We start from the raw sequence: 22,647 nt of genomic DNA, 5'->3' as shown, positions 1-22,647 counted from the left end.
GGGGGGGGGGGGGGGGGGGGGGGGGGGGGGGGGGGGGGGGGGGGGGGGCGCCGGACGCGAAAATGATGGCGCGGCCACGAGGGACCGACGAGGTGGGCGACTTCGTTGAGGAATTCGGCTTCGGCGACGCCGCCGTAGACCTTGATCTTGGAGGCGAACCAGAGTTTGCGCATGCCTTCCCGGTCCCAGACTTCCACGCCCTGCTACCAAGACTGTGGATGGTCATCAGGACGATGCCGCGGGAACCGTAGTGGAAACAGGCCACCGGGCTGACAGCAGGACAGATGACTAACCTCTACTACGACACCTGCCACCCCTCCCGATGGCGCCTGGAACCGCCCCGAAACGAGAACACTCTCACCGTCCTGGCATGGTCCTGACCGGCGTAGCTATAGCCTGCGCCGTCGCCGGGTTCATCGTGTTGATGTTATAGCGCTGGCGAGATTGGACTTTGACCTTCGAGTGGGGCAATTGTGGACCCAACGGTTCCCGCACGACCAGGGACTGTCCGCTGAAAAAGCCCGCACGAAACGCTAATTCGGGCCCGAGCGCAAGAGTTCCCATTCGTGGAAATGGTACAATTCGGCCCAGTTAGGGCACGCCCCAGCCTGACGTGAAGGCGGTCTCGCAAGGGAGGATTCACCTGCCGGTTGGGCTTCGGTCTTGTTCTCAGTCACCTGTCGAGCCGCAAGAGGGGAATTCGTCAGCTCCTGCCGCAAGCGAGTCTCATCGAGTCCCGATTTCTTGGCCTATTTCGATGATTCTCGGGCTACCGCACCTCGGTTTCCTGCCATTCGACTGTCAGGGTGGGATTTGAGAACATCATGAGCGACTGTCAATAAAACGGAAAATTCGTCCTATTCTGACGCCACGCCGATCATTGCTCCTTTGGCCTTCCTTTGGCCTGACCGGGCTCGTGACTATAACGGGCACAAGAAAAGCCCCGGACCGTGGTCCGGGGCTTTGGGGTCGGCTATCGCTCGATCGTGACGCTGAGGTCCAGATGGATGTCAGCAGTGGCGAGACGGTCCTGGAGGAAGCGTGCAAGGCTCGCATCAGTCGCGGTGTGTGCGCCCTTCGGGACGGCACCGCGGAAAACAGCCTGGGTATTCGTGGACCTGAGCACGTCAAGGGGCGCCCAGTGCCGGTGTCCGGCGCTCAGTCGTTTAATGTCAGTGCGGAAGGTGCCGCGGTGGTCATTACGGGCTGACGCGCGCATGGTGAAGGGAATGAAAGCTGTGGGCAAGAGGGTCCTTTCGAATGAGGCAGCCAACGGTCAGCGGCCCCATCAGCAACAAGGCGCTGGAAGACTTCCCTATTCCTTTTTCGCTCCAAGCGAGTCGAGCCTCACGTGGCACTGCTGAAGATCAGAACCTAAAACCAGCTGAAGACCTCGAATCATGCACGCCTGGCCAAAGAGGGTAGCCATCAAGGCGTCAGCGGCGTTTTTCGACCGGGCGGTGCCTGTCTGCGAAAGCAGCGAGGGAGCTCTGGAGCAGCGTCATGCTGTCCAGCATGTCCACGGGTCTGGAGCACGTCCCGGCTGACAGCGGGCTGACCCATCCACGCGGGGAACACGTTGTGCGGGACCTTTAGCGCCATGGCGTGGTCAAAGAGCCGCCGCAGTACGGCTTCGTGGAGAACTCCGTCTTTGAGCTGGAAGCCCGGGCAGAAGGTTTCCTTGCCGATGATCTGTTTACCGGACTAAGTTGACGGTTCACGGCGCGTGTCACCGATCGGGGATGAGCCCTGTCAGGGGCATGCTTTGGGCATGGATCTCTCGGATCGCAGTTCGGAGCGGCATCTAGTGGTGGAACTGACTGTCGCGAACGTCGGACGGGTGATCCCTCGCTCGGGTGTTCCTGGGTTCGTGGTTATCGACGCGTCGGGACAGGAGTTCGCTCCTGCCACGGAGTATCTGCTTGAGCTGGCAGCCACGGACTATTCGCCTCAAACGTTGCGGACCTACGCCCTGTCGTTGCTTCGGTTCCTTCGATTTTTGTGGGCCGTCGGGGTCAGTTGGGAGCAAGCAACGTCCCTCGAAGCGCGTGACTTCGTGTTGTGGGCTCGCCAGGCCGAGAAGTTCGTCGGGAATCGTAACGTCCCGCGGCGGCGCGAGAGCCGGAACATTGTCACGGGAAAGAAGCATCTCGGAATGCGTTACTCACCCGCGACGATCAACCACACGACGACGGTGTGTAAGGAGTTTTACGCCTTCCAGCTTCGGATGGGAGACGGGCCCATCGTGAATCCCTTCGGGCTGCGCCGTGGGCGATCCCATGCGCATCATGACCCTCTACGGGATTTTGCCCCAGTGCGGCGCCAACCCTTCCGTCAGCGCGAGGCGCACCGGGTGCCCAGATCAATTCCGGATGGAAAGTTCAACGATCTCTTCCGGCGTTTGCGGTCCAACAGGGACCGGGCGTTGGTGGCGTTTTATGTCAGCAGCGGCGCGCGGGCGAGTGAGTTGCTCGGGCTCACAGGCGACAGGATCAACGTGGGCGACCAGCTGATCGGCGTTTACCGCAAAGGTGGCCAACTGCAATGGTTGCCCGCTGCACCTGATGCTTTCGTATGGCTTCGGCTCTACCAGCTCGAAGGAGGCGTTGCCGGTCCGGATGAACCGGTTTGGCTCACGCTGCGTGGCGAGCCCCGCCCTCTGTCCTACGAAGCCATGCGCGCCGTACTGAGACGCTGCAACGAGCTGCTTGGTTCGAACTGGACCCTGCACGATCTGCGCCACACGTTCGCGATCCGCGCGCTTGAGGGCGGGATGGGCCTTCACGAAGTCCAGGAGTTGCTGGGTCACCAGTCGCTGGCTACGACCACGGTTTACACGGTCCCACACATGGAGGAAGTCATCGAGCATTACAGGACCCATCTGAGCAGCAGGACTTCCCCTGCCATTGATAGTTCACCGGCCGGTCAGCCCTATAAACCCGATGAGTTGCGCGTGCTTTGGGGGAACCAATGAAAACTCCGCCCATCAACAGGATCCAGACCAAACGACGAAGCTGGAACGACCTCACGCCGCCACCACAAGAACAACAACCGCCCGCACTGCCGCCCATTCCGCCTGGACCACTGACCAGCGCCTCCATTGAGGACATCATCAACCGTCTTGGGGACTGCCGCCCATACTGGCCACATCTGAACGATCACGGGGCGCGTATTAGGCGCTTCCTCGGCCATTTGAGGCAGTTGCCGGGGGAGACCTGGCAGGACCGCTGGGCGCTGTTCGAGGACCAGGTCGGCCATGACGCTCTGACATGGCGACTCAGAGTAGCCGGCGTTTCAAGCAAGACCCCGCAGAATCGCAACGAAGTCGAAGGGCTCAACGCGGCGATAGGACCGCTGCTGGCCCTGGACGTCATGCGCCCCTCCCATCGGTGGATCGCGGGTCAGCGCTTTGCCTTCTGGAAAGCACTCAGCCGGTTCCGGGACCCCACCCACACAGCTGAACTCGAATACGCCCTCCTTCAGGCGAAGGTTTCACCGACCCTGGCCACCAGCGGGATCCTCACCCTCGGCCGCATCCAAGCCCATACCGGCAAATCGATCCGCCAGCTCACATCCGAAGACATCCTCGAACTCACTACGCAGCTTCCCGGGAAACTGATCGAAGTCGGCCGCAGCGGACTGACCGCCGTATGGCCCGTAATGCACAGACTGGGATGGATCAAACACGAATCCGGGACCATGCCCACACGGCTCCGCGTCGGACCGAAAACGGTGGATGAGATAGTCGACTTCTACAACATCACCGGCCCGTGCCGGGAACCACTCATCCGCTATATGCAGGTCCGGTCGGCTGGCCTCGACTACGCCTCGCTCTGCGCATTGGGCAGGTATCTGGCCGGCCTCTTCTTCGCCGACATCGTCAAGCACTACCCTGACCAAAGCAGCTTCGCACTGACCCCGGAGCAGGCAGCCGGCTGGAAAGCCAGGGTCAAATTCAAAGCCGACGGCACGCCGCGCCGGGAAGTTTACAGCGTCTTCTTCTCCATCCGGGCGTTCTATCTCGACATCAGCCAATGGGCACTCGAAGATGCCTTCTGGGCGCAATGGGTCGCCCCAAGCCCGATTACCTTCGCCGAAACCCGCGGTTACGTGAAGCACCGACGCGCCACCATCGCAACGATGCAACAACGCACCCGAGAACTGGCACCCGTGTTGCCCCGCCTGGTGGAGGCGGCCGAGCGGGCCCTGCGCGCAGCAGAGGCAGCCCTGGCGGATGCCACTGCAGCCGGCGCCGGCCAAACCATCGACATGGACGGCGAGGCTTGGGAAGTCTTCCAGAGCAGTCAACATGCGCATATCCGGATTCGGCGCAACGGAAAGGACCGGGACCTTTCCTTGGAAGAGGACAACGCCTTCTGGACCTGGGCGCTCGTTGAGACACTTCGCCACACCGGTGCACGGATCGAAGAAGTCCTCGAGTTGGTGCACATGAGCATCCAGCCCTACAAGGTTCCAACGACCGGGGAGACCCTACCGCTGCTGCACTTCGCTCCGAGCAAGACCGACACCGAGCGTCTGATGGTGGCAGGTCCTGAGCTCGTGCACGTCCTCTACCGAGTGCTTTCTCGTATCACCAAAGACACTGGCGGTGCACCTCTGACACAGCGATGGGACTCAGCCGAGAAAGTGCTGAGCTCGCCCCTTCCGCACCTGTTCGTCCGCCGCCGAGGGGCCGGACCGCCAACGGTGATGACGACCGCCACCGTTTCCACACTGCTCAATGACTTAGCAGGACGCGCACATATCAAGGTCAGCGGTGCCGAGGTGAGGTTCACCCCGCACGATTTCCGTCGCATCTTCGCAACCGAGGCACTAGCCAGCGGCCTGCCTCCACATATCGTGCAGGTGCTGATGGGGCACGCCAGCCTGGCGACGACTCAGGGATACGCAGCGATCTATCCCCGAGACGTCATCCGGCACCACCGCACCTTTATCGAAAAGCGACGGGTCGTTCGGCCCACCGAAGAATACCGCGAACCAACCGCCGCCGAATGGGACGAATTCGAAGCCCATTTCGTGCAACGCAAACTCAGCCTGGGCAGCTGCGGGCGAGCCTACGGCACGGGCTGCCAACACGAACACGCCTGCCTCCGCTGTGCCCTTCTCCGTCCGGATCCCAGCCAGATCAACAGGCTCCAGGACATCATCGACAACCTCGAAGAACGCATCGCCGAAGCCGAACAACATGGCTGGCTCGGCGATGCCGAAGGACTTCGGGTCACGCTCAACAGCGCCGAAATGAAGCTTGCCCAGATGTTCAAGCTGCAGAACCACCTCGACCGGGAAGTCGTCGAACTAGGCATCCCCCGGTCCCGGCCAGCCTTCAGAGCTGATCCATCGGGTTCAGTCTGATGCGCCGACCTTGGCGGCATCATTAGAAGATGTCGAAATGGTTGACCCTCCGCCTGAAACTGGATCCAAAGTGGCAAGCACGGAAAGCCCGCGTGCAGGAACTGGAATCCAGGCCCGAGCCAGAGTACGGATACGGACCACACTGGGACGCCATCGGCGCAGGCCGCCGTGAGTTCACGGGCACGGTACTCAGCGGGCCGTACGTGGGGCACGACCTCTTGATCACGGTATACGGCGACGCTGCACTCGACCGTGAGTACAAGCCAGCCGACTTCTCATACTGGGCCGACTACTGGTTGGTCGATAAAGATGATGCTGGTCCCGGCGATGACGACCCTGACCAGCCATTCGGCACCTTGGAGGAGCTCCAGGAGTGGCTGCACGACATCCCAGTCGAATGGCATTCACCATACGTTGCACTCGCCCGGATAGGACGTCTATGGGGTTACGACGGGAAGCGGGTGCCTTAACCCAACTGCAGTAAAGAGAAGCGCCAGCCTCAGTAGTCCGGATAAAAACACCCGGACGGTTCGGCGTATCCCTTCGGGCTCGCCCAAGGACCGGAAGTGGGTCTCCATGTTTGCCGCGGTTGGCAGGGTAAATTCTTCGCGGATGCTGTCCCAGACCTGCTCCGGGACAGCTGGCCAGTAGTGGGGCTCAGCCCTCACATTCGATACAGTAGGCATGGCCGTCCTTCTCGCGCGCCTTCTGCGAACGGTGGCGGACCAGGAAGCACGAGTTGCAGGTGAACTCATCCTCAGCCTGCGGAATGACCTGCACAACGAGCTCTTCGGCAATGAACTCGCCGCCCGGGGTGAGGCCGTCGAGGGTGTCAGCCTCGTCGAGTTCCTGAACCACAGACTTGGCATCCGGTGCTTTGGCGGACTTCAGGGCCTCCAGCGAGTTCTCCTGGGACTCCTTAACGTCGGTGCGTAGTTCGTCGTAATCGGTTGCCACGGCGGTGCATCTCTTCTCTGTTGGGGTGGGTTACCGGTCCTGCGACGTACAGGACGTGGGAAGAATTCCCCAAAAAGCGGTGCTGTTCCTCCCCCTCCCCTATAGATCGGGAAGAGGAAAGGCCTATGCCAACGCCCGGGCGACGTCGTAGCCGGCCGACTTGGCCGAGAGAGGCAAGTTAACGGAATATCCGTTATCGGCGTTTGAAAATCGGCGGGGTGCGGCCGAAAAGTGCAAAAGTCCGAGAAGTCCATGCAATCTTCAAAGTCGGCTCGAAGGTCAAGACGTCGGGATTCTTTGCAGATTAGGCGGGCTGCCGCCGGGGTTCGGTCGGGACGATCAGGGGCAGGAAGCGGACATAGAGGACCATGCCAATCAGCTCGATGAGGGTCTGCGTTACGACGACCAGGGACGCCAGGGCCAGCGGACCGGGGAGTGCCAGTGCCAGCGGGAGAACGACCAGGGAATTGCGGGTGGCGCCGCTGAAAATCACCGCACGTGTGGCAGCGGGATTGAGGCGGGACATTCTGGCCGCGGCCAGCCCCAGCGGGACCATCACGAGCAAGAACGCGGCATAGAGCGGTACCACTGCCAGCAGCGAGCCGATTTCCTGGCCGACCCCTACGATTTGGGAACCGACAACGACGGCCAAGGTGGTCATCATCAGCGGGACCATCAGTGCCTGCATCAGGCCTATGATCTGCCGGCCAAGTGGTTCCCGGCGGGCCAGCGCCTGGGTCAGCGCGGCGGCGGCCAGCGGAATGATGATCAGCACGACAAGGGCTTCAACGAAGGGTGCCGGGTCAATGGCCGCGACCAGATCGGAACCAACAAAGACCAGGAGATAAACCGGCAGTAGAAGCATCTGCGCCAGCATCAGCACCGGAGCAGCAGCCAGAAGCCTGTCGCTGGCTCCGCCCGCCAAGCCACTGAACACGATCACGTAGTCAATGCACGGCGTCAGCAGCACCAGAAGGACACCCACCAGCAGGGCCTGTTCCCCGGCGATAAACCGGGTCAGTCCGAAGACCACCACCGGAACAATGATGAAGTTCAGAACCAGCACCGTGGCCAGGAACCGCACATCCTTCGCGGCTTTGCCGATGGAAGCGAACGGAATGCTAAGGAAGGTCGCGTAAAGTAGCAGCCCGAGCACCGGGTTGATTGACTGCTCCAGGGCCCCGGCCGAACCGGGAGCTAGGAAACCAACCGCACCGCCAATGCCGATCCCGACAAGATACAGGCCGATCTGGTGGCGTTCCATCCATGCCACGAAGTTCCTGGTAGTCACCGTGCCAATGCTAGGTGACGGGCTTACCGCACGTTGAAACGACCAGCCTCACACCCGCTTGGCTGCAAACGAGTTCGGACACCATAGGCACGACTCTGGAACCGGCACCACGTAACTTTGATGCATGAGTGAGGCCGTCGATCACAATAAGCGCGTGGTTTCCCTGTTGGTCAAGGCCATCAGCAGCGGGGACCTGGCCGTCTTCGAGCAGTTGTATACAGCCCGGGCGGTAAACAAGGCACGTGAATGGGTCAAACCGTTCCTGAAATCCTTTCCGGACGTCACGATGGACATCGTGCAGATGGTCGGTGACGGCGATACCGTCGTCGCACGCTTGCGGTGTTCAGGTACACATCTTGGTGCCTGGCGCGGGCATCCTCCCACCGGCAGGCGATTTGAGCGAGTGGACGAGGTCTACTTTTTTACTTTCCGTCATGGGTTGATTGACGGCGGGTGGGGAATCGAAGACAACCTGACACGGTTCTGCCAGCTGGGTCTTATCGCTGATTCTCGCCTGCGTTGAGCCGAGGCTCCCCCACGATCACAGCAGACTGGGCCGATATCTTGCCCCGACGAAGCCCCAGCACGATCTCGCCTGCCGGATTTCCCGCACGCCCGCAGGCACGGGGGGGCCCACCGTCGATAAATTAGGGGAAGCCCTCACCAAACATGGACTCTGATACTGCCCGCCAGTGCTCCTGCTGTGGATAATGCACCGCAAAAACTCCATCCCCTCGGTACAGAACCTGCCTATATCTGCCAACGATGCCGCTATGGGTCGCCCAGGCGCGTTCCTCGGAGCCGCGTCTGGCGCTGGGTTTCATAGCAACATCCTGATGACAGCTTTTGTCGACCGGCTGTTCATAAGGAGTTAAGAGTGCGTGCCTACGGTGGGGCTGTCGGGCTGGGCGTGGCTACATTCAGATGTGGTGCGGTACACCACTGCCGCGTTCAGCATCGGCGACATTTTTCTCGACGAAGAGCCTGTTCCGGTGCGGACGCGAGTCTCACTGAGCCGTTCCGGAGGGCGGGCCCGGCGCTTGCCGGATTAACGGAACTGTTGGTGCGGCCTGAATCGGGTTGACGCGGGCTTTTCGGTCGAGTCCCCTGATTCTCCGTGGAAGGACCCTCTCGTGGCACCGAATTCGACCAAGCTCTCCCTGCCGATGCTGGGACATGTGCGCGGCAAGCGCAGCGCCGTGACCTGTGCGCTCAAATGCGATAACGCCTGCGCCTCAGCGGTGTGCAACACCTCGAAGAACAACTACCTCCGCGACATCGTCTCTGCGGAATTCTCCCGCCGCAACCTCCTTGGCGTTGGCGCGCTCGGCGCGGCCGCGATCCTGCTGGGCGGCCCGGGCACGCAAAACGCCGCCGCTTCCACGCTGTCTCCTGCCGCCAAGGTTAAGGGCGGATCCCTTCCGTTCACCCCGATCCAGCCCGTCCCGTACGTCGTGGATGAACTGACTGTCCCGCAGGGGTACTCCTGGGAGCCGCTGATCAAGTGGGGCGACCCGGTCCTGAAGAAGGCCCCGGACTTCAACCTCAACGCCCAGACCCCTGAAGCCCAGGCGCAGCAGTTCGGCTACAACTGCGACTACGTGGACATCCTTCCGCTGAACGACAAGAACGAAAAGAACAAGCGCGCTGTCCTGGTGGCCAACCACGAGTACACCAACGAAAACATCATGTTCCCTCCCGGAACTGACCCCAAGACCGTCCGCGGCATTGCCATGGCAGCGCACGGCATGTCCGTAGTTGAACTCAAGCGCAGCGGCGAAGGCACCCCGTGGCAGTCCGTAAAGAACGGCGACCTGAACCGGCGCATCACCATGCACACCCCGTTCAAACTGACCGGCCCCGCCGCCGGGTCAGCCCTGGTCCGCACCGCCGCGGACCCGGAGGGCCGCACTGTCCTGGGTACCTTGAACAACTGCGCCGGCGGCACTACCCCTTGGGGCACGATCCTTTCGGGTGAGGAGAACTTCCAGGGCTACTTCAAGGTCGGCACCCCGACCGCTGAGCAGCGGCGCTACGGCATCACCACTACCAACCCCGGCCGCGGCTGGCACCTGGACGAGCCCCGCTTCGACGCCACCATCCCCGGGTATGAGAACGAAGCCCACCGTTTCGGCTACATTGTCGAGCTGGACCCGATGGACCCGACTTCCACCCCGGTCAAGCACACCGCGATGGGCCGTTTCAAGCACGAGGGAGCGAACGTCACCATCGCACCTGACGGCCGCGTCGTGGCGTACATGGGCGATGACGAGCGCTTCGATTACCTCTACAAGTTCGTCTCCCGCGACAAGTACGTCGAGGGCAACCGCAACCACAACAAGACCCTGCTTGCCAACGGCGACCTCTACGTTGCCCGCTTCACCGGCAACTCCGAGGCCGAGATCAACGGCACCGGCAACGTCCCCTCAGACGGAGCCTTCGACGGCGTCGGAGAATGGCTGCCGCTGACCCGCAACGGCGCCAGCGTCATCCCGGGCATGAGCACCGAACAGGTCCTGGTCTTCACCCGCCTCGCCGCGGACCAGGCCGGCGCGACCAAGATGGACCGCCCCGAAGATGTCGAACCGCACCCGGTCACCGGCAAGGTGTACGTGGCCTGCACGAACAACTCCGACCGCGGCCGGCCCGGCCGCGAAGCGGCCGACGAGGTCAACCCCCGCACCCAGAACCGCGACGGGCACATCGTGGAAATCACCGAAACCGGGAACAACCCGACAGCGACCAGCTTCAACTGGAACCTGCTGATGGTTTGCGGTGACCCCGCCCAGGGCGATGTCACCTACTTCAGCGGCTACCCGGCCGACCAGGTCTCCCCGATCTCCTGCCCGGACAACCTGGCCTTCGATAAGGCCGGGAACCTGTGGATCTCCACCGACGGCGCCCCGTCCGGAATCGGCTACAACGACGGCCTGTTCAAGGTCACCCTTGATGGCGCCGAGCGCGGCAAGGTCGAGCAGTTCCTCTCCGTTCCCCGGGACGCCGAGACCTGCGGCCCGATCATCAAGGACGACGAGGGCATGGTCTTCGTCGCCGTGCAGCACCCCGGCGAAGAGGGAGCCTGGGGTGCTCAAACCTCGCTGTTCCCGTATGACGGGACTCCGGCCCCGCGGCCGTCCGTGGTGCAGGTCTTCAAGGGCAAGAACTAGGCCCGGCCCTACCTTCTAGAACAGTGCAGGGCTGCCCGGAACACCCGGGCAGCCCTGCATCTCTTTGTCCTGATGGATGTTTCAGCTGCGGCTGGGTTGCTCAGCTTCTGTGGAGGGCTGCCACTGTCCGGTAACGAGGTATTCCACTTTCCGGGCAACGGAAACACCATGGTCAGCGAAGCGCTCAAAATAGCGGCTGGCAAGGGCGACATCCACCGTCTCAGGCCCGGACTTATCCCAGTCATCTGCCGCCAGAGCGGTAAACACACCGGCATGCAGCTGGTTGATTCTGGCTTTGTCGTCCGTGATCTGGCGGACCAAATCCAGGTCCCGTTCGGTCAGCAGCTGCGTGACCCGCCCGGCGATGGCCAAGTCCAAGTCCGTGAGCTCAGCAAAGGTGGCGCTGAGCCGTTCGGGAATGGCCTGGGCCGGGTACCGCAGCCGGGTGAGCTGGGCGATGTGGCGGGCCAGGTCACCCATCCGCTCCAGGGAGGCGCTCATCCGCAACGATGCAACGGTGGTGCGCAAATCCGTGGCCACCGGGCTTTGCAGCGCCAGAATTTCAATCACGCGCTCGTCCAGGGCGTTCTGCAGGAAATCGATCCGGGCGTCGGCAGCAATGACCTCCTGGGCGAGCTCGAGGTCTGCGGTGCGCAGGGCGGTGCAGGCATGTTCCATGGCGTTATGGACCAAAACCGACATTTCCACGAGCTGTTCACCAATGTGGTGGAGTTCGGCCTGAAATACTTTGCGCATAGACGCCCCTTTCAACAGAACCTGCCGGCCATACCGGCGGCCTGGTTCCCTACTGCCAACCTTAGTCGCCGCCACAGCAGAGGATGTGAACTCTTTCATCCCAGCGCAATGCCAGGTCAGTAGCTCTTGAGGGCGTAACCGATTCCCCGGACAGCAACGGGCCGGGTCGATCCGGTCATTTTTTTCCGGAGCCTGCTCAAATGAACCTTGACCGTCGCGGCCCGCACCTCTTCATCAACGGCACCCCAGACATCGGTTCTAAGCTGATCAAGCGAAACCGCCTGTCCCGCGGCAAGGATCAGGACGCGAAGGATTTCGAACTCGCGCAGTGTCAGGGCGAGCGGGCCGGAGTTGTCGCTGACCTCGAACGCTCCGGTGTTCATCACCAGCGAGCCGTACCTGAGTTCGGTTTCCGCGGGCCAGGGACGCCGGACCTTGCCCGCCAGAACAGAAATCACCCGTGAGCTCAGGACCTGGTCGTAGGAACTGAACGTCCGGGGCCCCTGCACCGGCGCACCCCCGTCCCTGCCCGGGACGACGATCAGGACCGGTACCCCGCTGTCGGCCGTAATCGCGTCCGCGACATCTTGGGCCGGCAGGCCGGGAAGGTCTTCTGCGGCGACCACCGCGTCCGGGCTGGTGCGCCCATAACTGATCAATGCTGCTGGCCCGCTGGACACCAATTCGGTCCTGATGCCCAGCTCCCTGCATCCGGCGATGAGGGCCGAGGCCGGTTCCGGATCCGGCGCTGCGATGAGCACGGAGGGCTGGTTCTGCTGCCAGAAGGGGGCCAGACGGCCTGGCCGGGTCTGTGCGGGTTCCTCTTGCGGGTCTGTGGGCATGGGTCCATGATCGCTGATGGAGGTGTCATCAACGCCCATGCCTGCGTTCATCTTTCGTTCATCTTTGTTGGTCAGGCTGTTAAGGAACGGTGGCTAGCTTGAATGCTGGCAGCTGTTTGTTGCCCGGCGGTGGATACCGCACGTTCAGCATTCCGGCAGTCCGCATCAACTGCCGGGTACATGGAGGATCTAAGTGAACTTCAAGCGATCAAGCGCCGCGTTCGCAGCCCTGGCAGCCAGCACCCTGCTGCTCACCGCCTGCGGCAGCGATAACAACACCGGCACCCAGACCGGCACCACCGGCTCCGCAGCCGCTTCCGACGTCCAGTGCGGCGGCAAGGAAGCCCTGAAGGCCAGCGGCTCCACCGCCCAGGCCAACGCCATGACCCGCTTCGTCACCGCTTTCGAAGCCGCCTGCGACGGGCAGACCCTGAACTACACCTCCAACGGCTCCGGCGCCGGCGTGACCGAATTCATCGGCGGCCAGACCGACATCGGCGGTTCCGACTCACCGCTGAGCTCCAAGAAGGACGAGCCTGCCAAAGCAGCCGAACGCTGCGGCAGCCCGGCCTGGAACCTCCCCGTCGTGTTCGGGCCGCTGGCCGTGACCTACAACGTCGAAGGCGTGGACAAGCTGGCCCTGGACGGCAAGACCGTCGCCAACATCTTTAACGGCACCATCACCACCTGGAACGATCCGGCCATCGCCGCCCTTAACTCCGGTGTGAGCCTGCCGGACGAGAAGATCAACGTGATCTACCGCAGCGACGAGTCCGGCACCACCGATAACTTCCAGCAGTACCTGGACGCAGCTTCCGACGGCGCCTGGGGCAAGGGCGCGGGCAAGACCTTCGCCGGCGGTGTCGGTGAAGGCGCCAAGGGCAACGAAGGCACCTCCGCGGCTGTGAAGAGCACCGCCGGGTCCATCACCTACAACGAGTGGTCCTTCGCCAAGAGCCAGGACCTCTCCGTGGCCGAAATCATCACCTCTGCTGACTCCACCCCGGTCGAGATCAGCACCGAGACCGTGGGCAAGACCATCGCCGGCGCCGAAATCAAGGGCGAGGGCAACGACCTGGTCCTGGACACCAGCTCCTTCTACAAGCCGACCGAAGCGGGCGCATACCCGATCGTTCTGGCCACCTACGAGGTCGTCTGCTCCAAGTACGAAGATGCCGACACCGCCACCGCTGTGAAGGCCTTCCTCACCTCCACCATCGGTAAGGGCCAGGAAGGCCTGACCGACAACGGATACATCCCCGTCCCGGACGCCTTCAAGGAAAAACTGAAGACGGCCATCAACGCCATCTCCTAGGACACACCATTTATGTCGTCTCCACGACCTGAGGTGACCGAACCTTCGGCCCCGCGCGACAGCGCGGGGCCGAAGGCCGCCGCACCTGACCAGACCCCCAGCAACTCTCCCGCCCCCACACACGGTCCCGGCTCTTCCGCGGCTCCGGTGTTCAAGCACGGAAGCGTTCTCGGCGACCGGATCTTCCGTGGAATCAGTACGGCAGCCGGCCTCTCCGTCATCGCCGTGATCGTCCTGATCGCGGTGTTCCTCCTGGTCCGCGCGATCCCCTCGCTGCAGGCCAACACCGTCAACTTCTTCTTCAGCAGCGAGTTCAACACCACCGACGCGGAGAACCTCGCCTTCGGCATCCGCGACCTGCTCATCGTCACGGTCCTCAGCTCCGCGTTCGCGCTGGTCCTAGCCGTGCCCGTCGCTGTGGGAATCGCTATCTTCCTCACCCAGTACGCACCCCGGCGCCTCGCCCACTGGTTCGGGAACCTCGTTGACCTCCTCGCCGCAGTGCCCTCAATTGTGTTCGGCCTCTGGGGCATCTTCATTCTCGCCCCCTGGCTCGAGCCCCTCGCCAAGGCCCTGAACTCATCCCTTGGATGGTTCCCGCTCTTCGCGACCGGCAACGTCTCCCTCAACGGCGGCGGCACCATCTTCACCGCAGGCATCGTCCTTGCCGTCATGATCCTGCCGATCATCACCGCCATTACCCGCGAGGTCTACAAGCAGACCCCCGGCGGGCACATCGAAGCCGCCCAGGCCCTCGGCGCGACGAAATGGGAGGTCGTGAAAATGACCGTCCTGCCGTTCGGCCGCAGCGGCACGATCGCCGCCGCGATGCTCGGACTTGGCCGCGCCCTCGGCGAGACCGTAGCGGTGCTGATCATCCTGCGCGCCTCCGCCCAGGCCGCAAGCTTCACCCTTTTCGATGGCGGCTACACGTTTGCGTCCAAGATCGCCTCAGCGGCTGCTGAGTTCAGTGCGCCCCTGCCTACCGGCGCCTACATCGCGGCCGGCTTTGTGCTGTTCGCCCTGACATTCGTTGTCAACGCCCTCGCCCGCTCCGTCGTCGGAAAGAAGGTCAACGGATGAGCCGCCTCACCAGCCGTAAAGAAGACGGCCTGCGGTCCTTCCCCACCGAAGAGGACCTCAAGGCAAAACGGGCGTTCCGTCCGATCAGCAAGTCCCGGCAGCTGACGGACAAGTTTGTCGCCGGACTTGTCACCCTCGCGTTCCTCATCGCCCTGGTGCCACTTCTGTGGGTGCTGTGGACCGTGGTATCCAAAGGCTTCCCCGCCGTCCTGAGCAGCAACTGGTGGCTCCGTTCGCTGCAGGGCGTGCTGCCCGAGGAATTCGCCGGCGGCATCTACCATGCTCTCTACGGCACCATCGTCCAGGCGCTGATGGCCGCCGTGATCTCAGTACCCTTGGGTCTGCTGGTCGCCATCTACCTGGTGGAATACGGCCGTGGGGCACTCTCCCGGCTTGTCACCCAGATGGTGGACATCATGTCCGGCATCCCCTCAATCGTGGCCGCACTGTTCGTCTTCAGCCTCTGGGTCACCACCTTCGGCCAGCCTCAGAGCGCATTCGCTGTCTCCCTGGCGCTGGTCCTGCTCATGCTGCCCGTCGTGGTCCGCAACACCGAGGAAATGCTCCGCCTGGTCCCGGACGAACTACGAGAAGCGTCCTACGCCCTGGGTGTGCCGAAATGGATCACCATCCTGCGGATCGTTCTTCCCTCGGCCATGTCAGGAATCATCAGCGGCATCATCCTGGCCGTGGCCCGCGTCATGGGCGAGACAGCCCCTGTCCTGGTCCTGGTCGGCTACAGCCGCTCCATCAACTTCAACATCTTCGACGGCAACATGGCGTCCCTGCCCCTGCTGCTCTACACAGAGCTGACCAACCCAGAAGCCGCGGGCCAGCTCCGCGTGTGGGGTGCCGCCCTGACGCTGATCATCCTGATCGCCATCCTGAACATTATCGCCACCGTGGCCTCGCGCCTCGTGGCACCCAAGAAATCGTAGTCGGCAAGGAAAATTCCCATGGCAAAGCGCCTCGATATCAAAGATCTCAACGTCTACTACGGCGATTTCCACGCCGTGGACTCCGTGACCATGTCGGTGGAACCCCGCAGCGTCACCGCCCTCATCGGCCCTTCCGGCTGCGGCAAGTCCACCGTGCTGCGCACCCTGAACCGCATGCACGAAGTCATTCCCGGAGCCAAGGTCAAGGGCCACGTCCTGCTCGACGGCGCCGACATTTACGCCCCCGACATCAGCCCCGTCTCGGTGCGGCGGACCATCGGTATGGTCTTCCAGCGGCCCAACCCCTTCCCCACCATGTCCATCAGGGACAACGTGGTCGCGGGCCTGCGCCTGCAGGGCGAGAAGAACAAGGCAAAGCTCAACGAGATCGCCGAACAGTCCCTCCGCGGCGCGAACCTGTGGACAGAGGTCAAGGACAGGCTCGACAAGCCCGGCGGCGGCCTCTCCGGCGGTCAGCAGCAGCGCCTGTGCATTGCCCGCTCCATCGCCGTGGAACCGGACGTGCTGTTGATGGACGAGCCCTGCTCCGCCCTGGACCCCATCTCCACCCTTGCCATCGAGGACCTGATCACCGAACTCAAAGAGAAGTACACGATCGTGATCGTGACCCACAACATGCAGCAGGCCGCCCGCGTCAGCGATCAGACCGCGTTCTTCAACCTCGCCGGCGTCGGCAAGCCGGGGCGCATGGTGGAGATAGACCAGACCGAGAAAATCTTCAGCAACCCCACAGAGAAGGCGACCGAAGACTACATCTCGGGACGATTCGGATAAGTCAAGCACAAAGCGGTGAACGGACGATGATTACTGTGTCAGAAAAGACCGGCCCCGAACAGGCCGTCGACGGGGGAGGCTCAGTGCTGGTAGCCGGCCCGCTCACGGTCGACCTGGAGCGCTATGAGGCGCGGCTGGACGGGGAGGAGATCCTGTTCAGCCAGAAGGAACTGCTGCTGCTGGCCTTCCTGATGCAAAAGGGCGGGCGGGTCGCCAGTTCCGAAGAAATCAGCGCCGCGCTCTGGGGACACCCAACCACGACCAACACAGTCCAGGTACACATCAAACGCATCCGGAAAAAACTGGGGGACGAATCCCCGATGGGCCTGATCCGGACCGTCCGCGGCGCCGGATACCGCCTCAGCCCCACACTTTGCCCCTGACCGGTCACTGGAAGCTGGAAGGCCCTGGGCCTAAGGTCTGGCACGGCCAGCCGAAAGGCTATGAGATGAATAATCCTCACATCGAGCGGTTCCTAACAGAATCGGTTTCCGGTGACCGGGAACCCGGCACCGGCCTGGGAGCCGATGAGATCTACGGCCTGTATACGAGCTGGTGCCTGCTGAACGCTTCGGATCCCCTGCCTGCTTCTGAGCTATGGGAAGCCCTCAAGGAACACAACATCAGGCCCGGCGACAAAACCATCACCATGACGGGCCCGGCCGCCGTGGATTACATCCTGGCCAGTGCTCCCAGCCTGATCTGACCAAGCCGGGTCAGCCGACGGACCGTTTAGGGCCGGCTGTTCGTACTTGTGTCAACGGAACGACGAGGACCGGGCAGTCCTGGCGACGGGCGAGAGTTCTGGAGACCGAACCATCAAGGACTCTGTCCATCCACGCCAATGGTCCTGGCCTGTTGGCCCCGACAACAAGCATTGACGCGCCCGTGCTTTGAGCAAGTCTGGTGAGGGCCCTGGCAACGTCGCCGTTCAGCACCCGGAACGACCACCTCTCCCCCGGCTCCCCGAGAATGCGCGTCAGTTCCTGCTGCAGCTGTGCGGAGGGAAATTCGGCTTCGTCATTGACGGTCGGGTCAAGTGAAAGGGCCGTCCGCTGGTGCTCCGGCTCCCATTCGGTCAGGTAGCTGGCGGGATCCACAAACGCACAGATGAGGTGTTCGCCCAGGGCAGCCGCCAAGGCTGCAGCTGTATGAACCAGCCGCTCCGGGAACTCCCAGCCCACGCCGACTACGACGGGACCGTCCGTCCATTCCTTATCGTGCACGGCGGTCCGCCCTGTGCCGCGTGCCGGCGGCAATGAGTGCGGCGGCGCCGGCAGCGGCAGCCATGGCATAGGTCATGTTCGTGTAGCTGCCGACCACGGCGGTGATGGCCGCGCCGGCGGCCGGAGCCAGTGCGGTGACCACTGTGAGGGGCGCGGCGAAGATGCCCTGAAGAGTGCCGAGGCTGGTTGTCCCCCACCGGTCGGCAACGATGGTGGCCTGCAGCAGTGTCTGGCAGCCGCGGACGGCCCCGGCGAGCATCCCTGCCCCTATGAGCAGGGGTGCCGGTCCCGGCAGGAGGGCGAGCAGCAGAAGGGCAGCGGCAGCTGTTCCGGTGACAACGACGATGCGTTCGTTGGCAGGGATGGCTGCGAAGAGCAGGCGTCCGGCGACCTGCCCTGCTCCAACAAGTCCGAGGCCAAGGGCTGCGGCGGTGTAGCCGACTCCTTTTTCCATGAGCAGGGGGATGATGTTCAGCGTCACCGTGTACAGGCCAAGGCAGAACAGGACCATAAGTGCCTGCAGGCCAAGGAAGCCGGGGCTTCGGCGGATGCGACGGACCAGCGCCCTGTCCTCGGTCAGTTGGGCACCGCGGCTGACGTGCTGCCAGGACCGGTTGAGGCAGCGGAGGTGCAGCGGCACCGTTATGGCTCCAAGCAGTCCGGCGAGGACAAGGAAGGCTCCGCGCCACCCCACCGCGTTGCACAGTGCCGCAGTGAGCGGGGCAAAGACCGTGGACGCGAACCCTGCCACGAGGGTCAGGAAGGTCAGCGGCCGGACCCGGGCCGGGCCGTACCAGCGGCTGATCACAGTGAACGCCGGCTGGTACAGCACCGCGGCTTGTGCTGCCCCGGCCAGCAGCCATGCCGCGGCGAACACGGGCAGGTTTGGTGCAAGGCCCACCAGGACCAGGGCCAGGACACCCACCAGGCTTCCACCGGTCATCAGGTTGCGCGGACCGGTCCTGTCCAGGATTCTGCCGACGGCGACCCCCGCCACCGCGGATACCACCAGCCCGGCCGAGAATGCCCCGGTGATGAGGGCCGGATCCCATCCCGTGTCGTCGCTGATGGGCCTGACCGCTGTCAGCAGCGCGTAGTACAGCACGCCCCAACTGGTTGTTTGGGTGATGCACAGCGCGGCCAGCCCGCCGCGGGGTGCTCCTTCCGCGGCCAGTGTCTGTGACGGCGCCGGGGCAGACATGGTCAGTTCCCGGCGAGCTCCGTGTAGAGCGCCTGGACCCGGGCTTTGATGTCGTCCCGGACCAGGCGCATCCGCTCCATGCCTTCGATGCCGCGCTCCGAGGGTTCGTCGGTTTCCCAGACCTCGAAGCGCTTGCCCTCGACCGGTTCAAGCTTGGCTTCAGTGCCCAAAACGATGACGGCGTCCACGGTGTCCAGGACCTCGTCAGTGACGGGTTTGGGGTATTCGCCGGTGACGTCGATGCCCAGTTCGGTCAGCGATTCCACCGCCTGCGGGTTCAGGCCTTTGGCCGGTTTGGTTCCGGCGGAATAGACAGATATTTTGTCTCCGGCAAGCTCACGCATGAGACCGGCGGCGAGCTGGGATTTGCCGCCGTTCTTGCTGCAGACGAATAGTACGGAGGGAGTTTTTTCCTGGGTCATGAGGAGGTGTTTTCCTTTTCGGGTGAGACAGCGGTGAGTGAGGCGACGAGGTTTTTGACCCGTTCGTGGATCTGGTCCCGGATGTCCCGGACAGTGTCAAGGGGCTGGCCGGCGGGGTCGGGCAGGTCCCAGTCCTCGTAGCGTTTGCCAGGGTAGATCGGGCAGGAATCACCGCACCCCATGGTGATCACCACGTCGGAGGCTCGGACGACATCATCGGTGAGGGGCTTGGGGTAGTTCTTCGTCAGATCCAGTCCCATTTCGGCCATCACGGTCACGACGCCGGGATCCAGTTCGGCCGCGGGCAGGGACCCGGCGGACCGGACATGGATCCTGCCCTTGGCTTCGACGGTGAGCAGGGCGGCGGCCATTTGCGACCGGCCGGCGTTCTGCACGCAGACAAACAGGACCTCAGGGACCTCCGAGGCTACGGCTCCCTTGGATTTGGCGAGTGCGGCAAGCCGGTCATTGACGAAGTGTTCGGTGGTGGCGGGCAGGTAGGCCGTGACCCGGGCGGTGCGTGCCAGGGCCGTGTACGACTCAAAGACGTACCGCTCAACTGTCTCTGCGGCGAAGACCCCGGCGAACCTTTCAGCCAGCCGCTCACTGATGCGGTGCAGGAGCTCGGTGTTGTCCTGCAAGCCATGGCTCATGTCGCGGTGTTCGGTCATGACGGGCGCTCCAAGTGGTGGGTTCGATCGGCCGGTTTAGTTGCTGGTGCCGGAGCGGCCGTGGGCCAGTCCCGTTGGGAAGCCGACCAGTACCGGTGCAGGTGCTCCACAGCAACCGGACTCAGCAGGTGCAGCTTCCGCCGCAGCGGATATAGCCGCAGGGACGTCGCAGCTCGTGCCGGCGTCGGTGGAGCAGACCCCGGTTTCGGGCAGCTCAAGGTGCACGGTGTCGGCTGATTCCTGGTCACCGGCCAGGGCGGCGGCGACGGAGCGGACCTGTTCGTAGCCGGTGGCGAGCAGGAAGGTGGGGGCGCGGCCGTAGGACTTCATCCCCACGATGTAAAAGTCTTTGTCCGGGTGGGCCAGGAGTTTGGCGCCGTGCGGGGGGACGGTACCGCAGGAGTGGAATTCGGGGTCGATCAGCGGGCCGAGCTCCATAGGTGCTTCGACGGCGGGGTCCAGGTTGAGGCGGACTTCGCGCAGGATGTCCAGGTCGGGACGGAATCCGGTGCAGGGCACTATGACGTCGGCTTCAAGGGTGCGGCCGTCCACGGCATCGATGGTAAGTCCGGTGTCCAGGGACTTGATGGCGCTGATACCGAAAACGGTGTGCAGTTCGATCTTTCCGGCCTCTACAAGCCGGCGCACCCGGCCTCCCAGCTGGCCTCGGGCGGGCAGCCCGTCCAGGTCCCCTCCGCCGTAGACCTTCGCGGCCGAGTCACCGCGCACGGCCCAAAGGATCCGGGTATCCGGCTCTTCCTTGGTGAGGTCAGCGAGGTTGATCAGCGTGTTGGCGGCGGAATGCCCGGCACCGACAACCAGGACCCGGCGTCCTGCGAAGGCTGCCCGGTCACGGCCGATGACGTCAGGCAGGGGCGCGGAAATCCGGTCCCCTGCTGCCTCCTCTCCGATGGCCGGCAGGCCCGAGGTACCCAGTGGGTTGCGGGTGGACCAGGTGCCGGAGGCGTCGATGACTGCTGCCACGGCATGGTCCCGCGTTTCGCCGTCCGCGTGTTCCACCCGCACCATGAAGGGCGTGGTGTCGCGGCCCTTGATGTGGGTCTTGTCCAGACCCTGCCGGGTGACGGCGGTGACGCGGGCACCGGTCTCCAGGCGGGACGCGATCTGGGGAAGTGCGGCCAGGGGTGCCAGGTAGTTGTCGATCAGCTCCCCGCCGTAGGGTAGGGCCGTGGGCCGGGGGGCTTCCCATCCGGCGGCTTCGAGGAGGCGGACGGCAGCGGCGTCCGTGTTGAACTGCCACGGTGAAAACAGGCGGATGTGGCGCCACTGTTCAATGGCCGCCCCCGGCGACGTGCCGGCTTCAAAGATCAGCGGTTCCAGTCCCCGTTCGAGCAGGTGGGCGGCGGCGGCCAGGCCGACCGGGCCGGCGCCGATCACGGCGACCGGGAGGTTCTTCGCTGAATCCATGGTGTCCTCTTTCATCCGTAGTGGTGGTGCAGTTCTTGATCGGGGGGCGCCTGCCGGCCCGTGCGGGCCGGAAGGCGTCCGGGGATTGGGGTCAGCAGCAGTCGTGGTCGTCGCAGCAACCGGAATCGCCGCAGCATCCTGTACCCATTCAGCTCACCCCCTCCCCTGGCAGTGTCTCTAGGCGTGGGTGGGTTCTTCCACCAGTGCGGTGGCGATGCTGTCCGCGTCCTCGAGCGCCGCGAGGTAGCGTTCGGCGTCCAGGGCTGCGGCGCAGCCTGTGCCGGCGGCGGTGATGGCCTGCCGGTAACGGTGGTCCACCGCGTCGCCGCAGGCAAAGACACCGGAGAGGTTGGTGACGGTAGTAGGGGCGTCCACCTTGATGTAGCCCTCCTCGTCCAGGTCCACCTGCCCGGCAACCAGTTCGGTGCGGGGCACGTGGCCGATCGCGACGAAAATCCCGGTGGCGGCCTGTTCCCGGGTTTCCCCCGTGCGGGTGTCGGTGAGCGTGACGCCGGTGACTTTGCTGTCACCGTGGATGGCGGTGATGGCAGAGTTCCACGCGAAGCTGATCTTGGGATTGTCCTTGGCACGCTGCGCCATGATGCGGGAGGCGCGCAGTTCACCCTTGCGGACGACGACGGTGACGGACTTGCCGAACCGGGTCAGGAACATCGCCTCCTCCATGGCCGAATCCCCGCCGCCCGCCACGATGATGTCCTGCTCGCGGAAGAAGAACCCGTCGCAGGTGGCGCACCAGGACACGCCGTGGCCGCTGAGCTTCTTCTCCTCCGGCAGTCCGAGCTCCTTGTAGGCGGACCCCGTGGCGAGAATGACGGCTGGCGCCTCGTGCACATCGCCGCCGCCGGTGACCACACGCTTGAGGTGGCCTGACAGCGCAACCTCCGTGACGTCGTCGAACACCACCTTGGCGCCAAACTTCTCCGCCTGCTGCTGCAGCCCGTCCATCAGTTCAGGGCCCTGGATGCCGCCCGGAAAGCCGGGGAAGTTCTCCACTTCCGTGGTGTTCATCAGCGCCCCACCGGCGGTGACCGAGCCGGCCAGGACCAGGGGCTCCAGCCCTGCCCGGGCGGCGTAGATGGCGGCGGTGTAGCCGGCAGGGCCGGAACCGATGATGATCAGCTGTTCTGTCTTTACGCTCTCTGCGTTCGCGGTCTCACTCAC

The 22,647-nt window shown here is 63.6% G+C and carries 23 protein-coding genes; 11 read left to right on the top strand and 12 right to left on the bottom strand.

Features of this window, described 5'->3' with window-relative positions; translation table 11 throughout:
- Together FHJ30_RS21940 and FHJ30_RS20630 are read right to left on the bottom strand one after the other, a co-directional pair.
- Nucleotides 1-173, bottom strand: a 173-nt coding sequence (locus FHJ30_RS21940; protein WP_306669400.1) for a hypothetical protein, incomplete at its 3' end; no start/stop codon positions are given.
- An 800-nt stretch (nt 174-973) separates the two neighbouring features.
- Nucleotides 974-1,246: a hypothetical protein gene (locus FHJ30_RS20630; protein WP_240793788.1), complete on the bottom strand. Its 273-nt coding sequence runs from the start codon at nt 1,244-1,246 to the stop codon at nt 974-976.
- 525 nt (nt 1,247-1,771) lie between these two features.
- Between FHJ30_RS20630 and FHJ30_RS20625 the strand changes: the two genes are divergently transcribed.
- Genes FHJ30_RS20625 through FHJ30_RS20615 form a run of 3 tightly spaced genes read left to right on the top strand, consistent with a single transcriptional unit; the run spans nt 1,772 to nt 5,843 of the window.
- The gene (locus tag FHJ30_RS20625) at nt 1,772-2,974 is read left to right on the top strand and encodes a tyrosine-type recombinase/integrase (RefSeq protein ID WP_139031119.1); all 1,203 of its coding nucleotides are present in this window, start codon (nt 1,772-1,774) and stop codon (nt 2,972-2,974) included.
- On the top strand, nt 2,971-5,373 hold the full coding sequence (locus FHJ30_RS20620) for a tyrosine-type recombinase/integrase (protein ID WP_139031118.1): 2,403 nt from the start codon (nt 2,971-2,973) through the stop codon (nt 5,371-5,373). Before FHJ30_RS20625 ends, FHJ30_RS20620 begins: the two co-directional genes overlap by 4 nt.
- A 29-nt stretch (nt 5,374-5,402) precedes the next feature.
- Nucleotides 5,403-5,843 carry a hypothetical protein gene (locus FHJ30_RS20615; RefSeq protein WP_139031117.1) on the top strand — a complete coding sequence of 147 codons (441 nt, stop codon included), beginning with the start codon at nt 5,403-5,405 and terminating at the stop codon, nt 5,841-5,843.
- A 187-nt stretch (nt 5,844-6,030) separates the two neighbouring features.
- On the opposite strand, the gene FHJ30_RS20610 is transcribed toward FHJ30_RS20615, so the two are convergent.
- Nucleotides 6,031-6,330 carry a DUF4193 domain-containing protein gene (locus FHJ30_RS20610; protein WP_139031116.1) on the bottom strand — a complete coding sequence of 100 codons (300 nt, stop codon included), beginning with the start codon at nt 6,328-6,330 and terminating at the stop codon, nt 6,031-6,033.
- A gap of 304 nt (nt 6,331-6,634) precedes the next feature.
- The gene (locus tag FHJ30_RS20605) at nt 6,635-7,594 is read right to left on the bottom strand and encodes an arsenic resistance protein (protein WP_139031122.1); all 960 of its coding nucleotides are present in this window, start codon (nt 7,592-7,594) and stop codon (nt 6,635-6,637) included.
- A 151-nt stretch (nt 7,595-7,745) separates the two neighbouring features.
- On the opposite strand from FHJ30_RS20605, the gene FHJ30_RS20600 reads away from it, so the two are divergent.
- Together FHJ30_RS20600 and FHJ30_RS20595 are read left to right on the top strand one after the other, a co-directional pair.
- Nucleotides 7,746-8,144 (top strand): ester cyclase, encoded by a 399-nt coding sequence (locus FHJ30_RS20600; RefSeq protein ID WP_139031115.1) that lies wholly within the window; start codon nt 7,746-7,748, stop codon nt 8,142-8,144.
- A gap of 643 nt (nt 8,145-8,787) precedes the next feature.
- Entirely contained in the window at nt 8,788-10,788 is a 2,001-nt protein-coding gene (locus FHJ30_RS20595) for a PhoX family phosphatase (RefSeq protein WP_171059154.1), read from the top strand.
- A gap of 81 nt (nt 10,789-10,869) precedes the next feature.
- Here the strand turns inward: FHJ30_RS20595 and phoU are convergent, their stop codons facing one another.
- Together phoU and FHJ30_RS20585 are read right to left on the bottom strand one after the other, a co-directional pair.
- Complete coding sequence (gene phoU / locus FHJ30_RS20590) at nt 10,870-11,544, bottom strand: phosphate signaling complex protein PhoU (protein ID WP_139031113.1); 675 nt, start codon at nt 11,542-11,544, stop codon at nt 10,870-10,872.
- A 116-nt stretch (nt 11,545-11,660) separates the two neighbouring features.
- Nucleotides 11,661-12,437 (bottom strand): response regulator transcription factor, encoded by a 777-nt coding sequence (locus tag FHJ30_RS20585; protein ID WP_139031112.1) that lies wholly within the window; start codon nt 12,435-12,437, stop codon nt 11,661-11,663.
- Nucleotides 12,438-12,579: 142 nt separating this feature from the next.
- On the opposite strand from FHJ30_RS20585, the gene pstS reads away from it, so the two are divergent.
- From pstS to FHJ30_RS20555, 6 genes are all read left to right on the top strand, one after another.
- Nucleotides 12,580-13,701, top strand: a complete 1,122-nt coding sequence (gene pstS / locus FHJ30_RS20580; protein ID WP_139031111.1) for a phosphate ABC transporter substrate-binding protein PstS — start codon at nt 12,580-12,582, stop codon at nt 13,699-13,701.
- 12 nt (nt 13,702-13,713) lie between these two features.
- Nucleotides 13,714-14,784: a phosphate ABC transporter permease subunit PstC gene (gene pstC, locus FHJ30_RS20575; RefSeq protein WP_139031110.1), complete on the top strand. Its 1,071-nt coding sequence runs from the start codon at nt 13,714-13,716 to the stop codon at nt 14,782-14,784.
- Nucleotides 14,781-15,722: a phosphate ABC transporter permease PstA gene (gene pstA, locus FHJ30_RS20570; protein WP_139031109.1), complete on the top strand. Its 942-nt coding sequence runs from the start codon at nt 14,781-14,783 to the stop codon at nt 15,720-15,722. Before pstC ends, pstA begins: the two co-directional genes overlap by 4 nt.
- 18 nt (nt 15,723-15,740) lie before the next feature.
- Nucleotides 15,741-16,517: a phosphate ABC transporter ATP-binding protein PstB gene (gene pstB, locus FHJ30_RS20565; RefSeq protein WP_139031108.1), complete on the top strand. Its 777-nt coding sequence runs from the start codon at nt 15,741-15,743 to the stop codon at nt 16,515-16,517.
- A gap of 35 nt (nt 16,518-16,552) precedes the next feature.
- Nucleotides 16,553-16,900, top strand: a complete 348-nt coding sequence (locus FHJ30_RS20560; protein ID WP_171059152.1) for a winged helix-turn-helix domain-containing protein — start codon at nt 16,553-16,555, stop codon at nt 16,898-16,900.
- Nucleotides 16,901-16,965: 65 nt separating this feature from the next.
- Nucleotides 16,966-17,223, top strand: coding sequence for a hypothetical protein (locus FHJ30_RS20555; RefSeq protein WP_139031106.1), 258 nt, complete (start codon nt 16,966-16,968; stop codon nt 17,221-17,223).
- A 10-nt stretch (nt 17,224-17,233) separates the two neighbouring features.
- On the opposite strand, the gene FHJ30_RS20550 is transcribed toward FHJ30_RS20555, so the two are convergent.
- The 6 genes from FHJ30_RS20550 to trxB form a co-directional block, all read right to left on the bottom strand.
- Complete coding sequence (locus tag FHJ30_RS20550; protein ID WP_240793787.1) at nt 17,234-17,743, bottom strand: universal stress protein; 510 nt, start codon at nt 17,741-17,743, stop codon at nt 17,234-17,236.
- Nucleotides 17,733-18,944, bottom strand: a complete 1,212-nt coding sequence (locus tag FHJ30_RS20545) for an MFS transporter (protein ID WP_139031104.1) — start codon at nt 18,942-18,944, stop codon at nt 17,733-17,735. Before FHJ30_RS20545 ends, FHJ30_RS20550 begins: the two co-directional genes overlap by 11 nt.
- 2 nt (nt 18,945-18,946) lie before the next feature.
- Nucleotides 18,947-19,366, bottom strand: coding sequence for a low molecular weight phosphatase family protein (locus FHJ30_RS20540; protein WP_139031103.1), 420 nt, complete (start codon nt 19,364-19,366; stop codon nt 18,947-18,949).
- Nucleotides 19,363-20,037 carry an arsenate reductase ArsC gene (locus tag FHJ30_RS20535; RefSeq protein WP_139031102.1) on the bottom strand — a complete coding sequence of 225 codons (675 nt, stop codon included), beginning with the start codon at nt 20,035-20,037 and terminating at the stop codon, nt 19,363-19,365. The genes FHJ30_RS20540 and FHJ30_RS20535 overlap by 4 nt, the downstream gene beginning before the upstream one ends.
- Nucleotides 20,038-20,073: 36 nt before the next feature.
- Nucleotides 20,074-21,465, bottom strand: a complete 1,392-nt coding sequence (locus FHJ30_RS20530; RefSeq protein ID WP_139031101.1) for an FAD-dependent oxidoreductase — start codon at nt 21,463-21,465, stop codon at nt 20,074-20,076.
- A 177-nt stretch (nt 21,466-21,642) separates the two neighbouring features.
- Complete coding sequence (trxB, locus tag FHJ30_RS20525) at nt 21,643-22,647, bottom strand: thioredoxin-disulfide reductase (RefSeq protein ID WP_139031100.1); 1,005 nt, start codon at nt 22,645-22,647, stop codon at nt 21,643-21,645.

This window comes from Arthrobacter sp. BB-1 (assembly GCF_006151685.1).
Classification (GTDB): Bacteria; Actinomycetota; Actinomycetes; order Actinomycetales; family Micrococcaceae; genus Arthrobacter.
This window is presented reverse-complemented; position numbering and strand designations above follow the sequence as displayed.

Excerpts from the sequence above, each read along its gene's own strand:
- FHJ30_RS20620 (WP_139031118.1), top strand. The coding sequence starts at position 2,971 with ATGAAAACTCCGCCCATCAACAGGATCCAGACCAAACGACGAAGCTGG.
- FHJ30_RS20595 (WP_171059154.1), top strand. The coding sequence starts at position 8,788 with ATGCTGGGACATGTGCGCGGCAAGCGCAGCGCCGTGACCTGTGCGCTC.
- FHJ30_RS20615 (WP_139031117.1), top strand. The coding sequence starts at position 5,403 with ATGTCGAAATGGTTGACCCTCCGCCTGAAACTGGATCCAAAGTGGCAA.
- FHJ30_RS20535 (WP_139031102.1), bottom strand. The coding sequence starts at position 20,037 with ATGACCGAACACCGCGACATGAGCCATGGCTTGCAGGACAACACCGAG.
- FHJ30_RS20545 (WP_139031104.1), bottom strand. The coding sequence starts at position 18,944 with ATGTCTGCCCCGGCGCCGTCACAGACACTGGCCGCGGAAGGAGCACCC.
- FHJ30_RS20600 (WP_139031115.1), top strand. The coding sequence starts at position 7,746 with ATGAGTGAGGCCGTCGATCACAATAAGCGCGTGGTTTCCCTGTTGGTC.
- pstB (WP_139031108.1), top strand. The coding sequence starts at position 15,741 with ATGGCAAAGCGCCTCGATATCAAAGATCTCAACGTCTACTACGGCGAT.
- pstC (WP_139031110.1), top strand. The coding sequence starts at position 13,714 with ATGTCGTCTCCACGACCTGAGGTGACCGAACCTTCGGCCCCGCGCGAC.
- FHJ30_RS20530 (WP_139031101.1), bottom strand. The coding sequence starts at position 21,465 with ATGGATTCAGCGAAGAACCTCCCGGTCGCCGTGATCGGCGCCGGCCCG.
- FHJ30_RS20555 (WP_139031106.1), top strand. The coding sequence starts at position 16,966 with ATGAATAATCCTCACATCGAGCGGTTCCTAACAGAATCGGTTTCCGGT.
- FHJ30_RS20540 (WP_139031103.1), bottom strand. The coding sequence starts at position 19,366 with ATGACCCAGGAAAAAACTCCCTCCGTACTATTCGTCTGCAGCAAGAAC.
- FHJ30_RS20625 (WP_139031119.1), top strand. The coding sequence starts at position 1,772 with ATGGATCTCTCGGATCGCAGTTCGGAGCGGCATCTAGTGGTGGAACTG.
- pstA (WP_139031109.1), top strand. The coding sequence starts at position 14,781 with ATGAGCCGCCTCACCAGCCGTAAAGAAGACGGCCTGCGGTCCTTCCCC.
- phoU (WP_139031113.1), bottom strand. The coding sequence starts at position 11,544 with ATGCGCAAAGTATTTCAGGCCGAACTCCACCACATTGGTGAACAGCTC.
- FHJ30_RS20585 (WP_139031112.1), bottom strand. The coding sequence starts at position 12,437 with ATGAACGCAGGCATGGGCGTTGATGACACCTCCATCAGCGATCATGGA.
- FHJ30_RS20605 (WP_139031122.1), bottom strand. The coding sequence starts at position 7,594 with ATGGAACGCCACCAGATCGGCCTGTATCTTGTCGGGATCGGCATTGGC.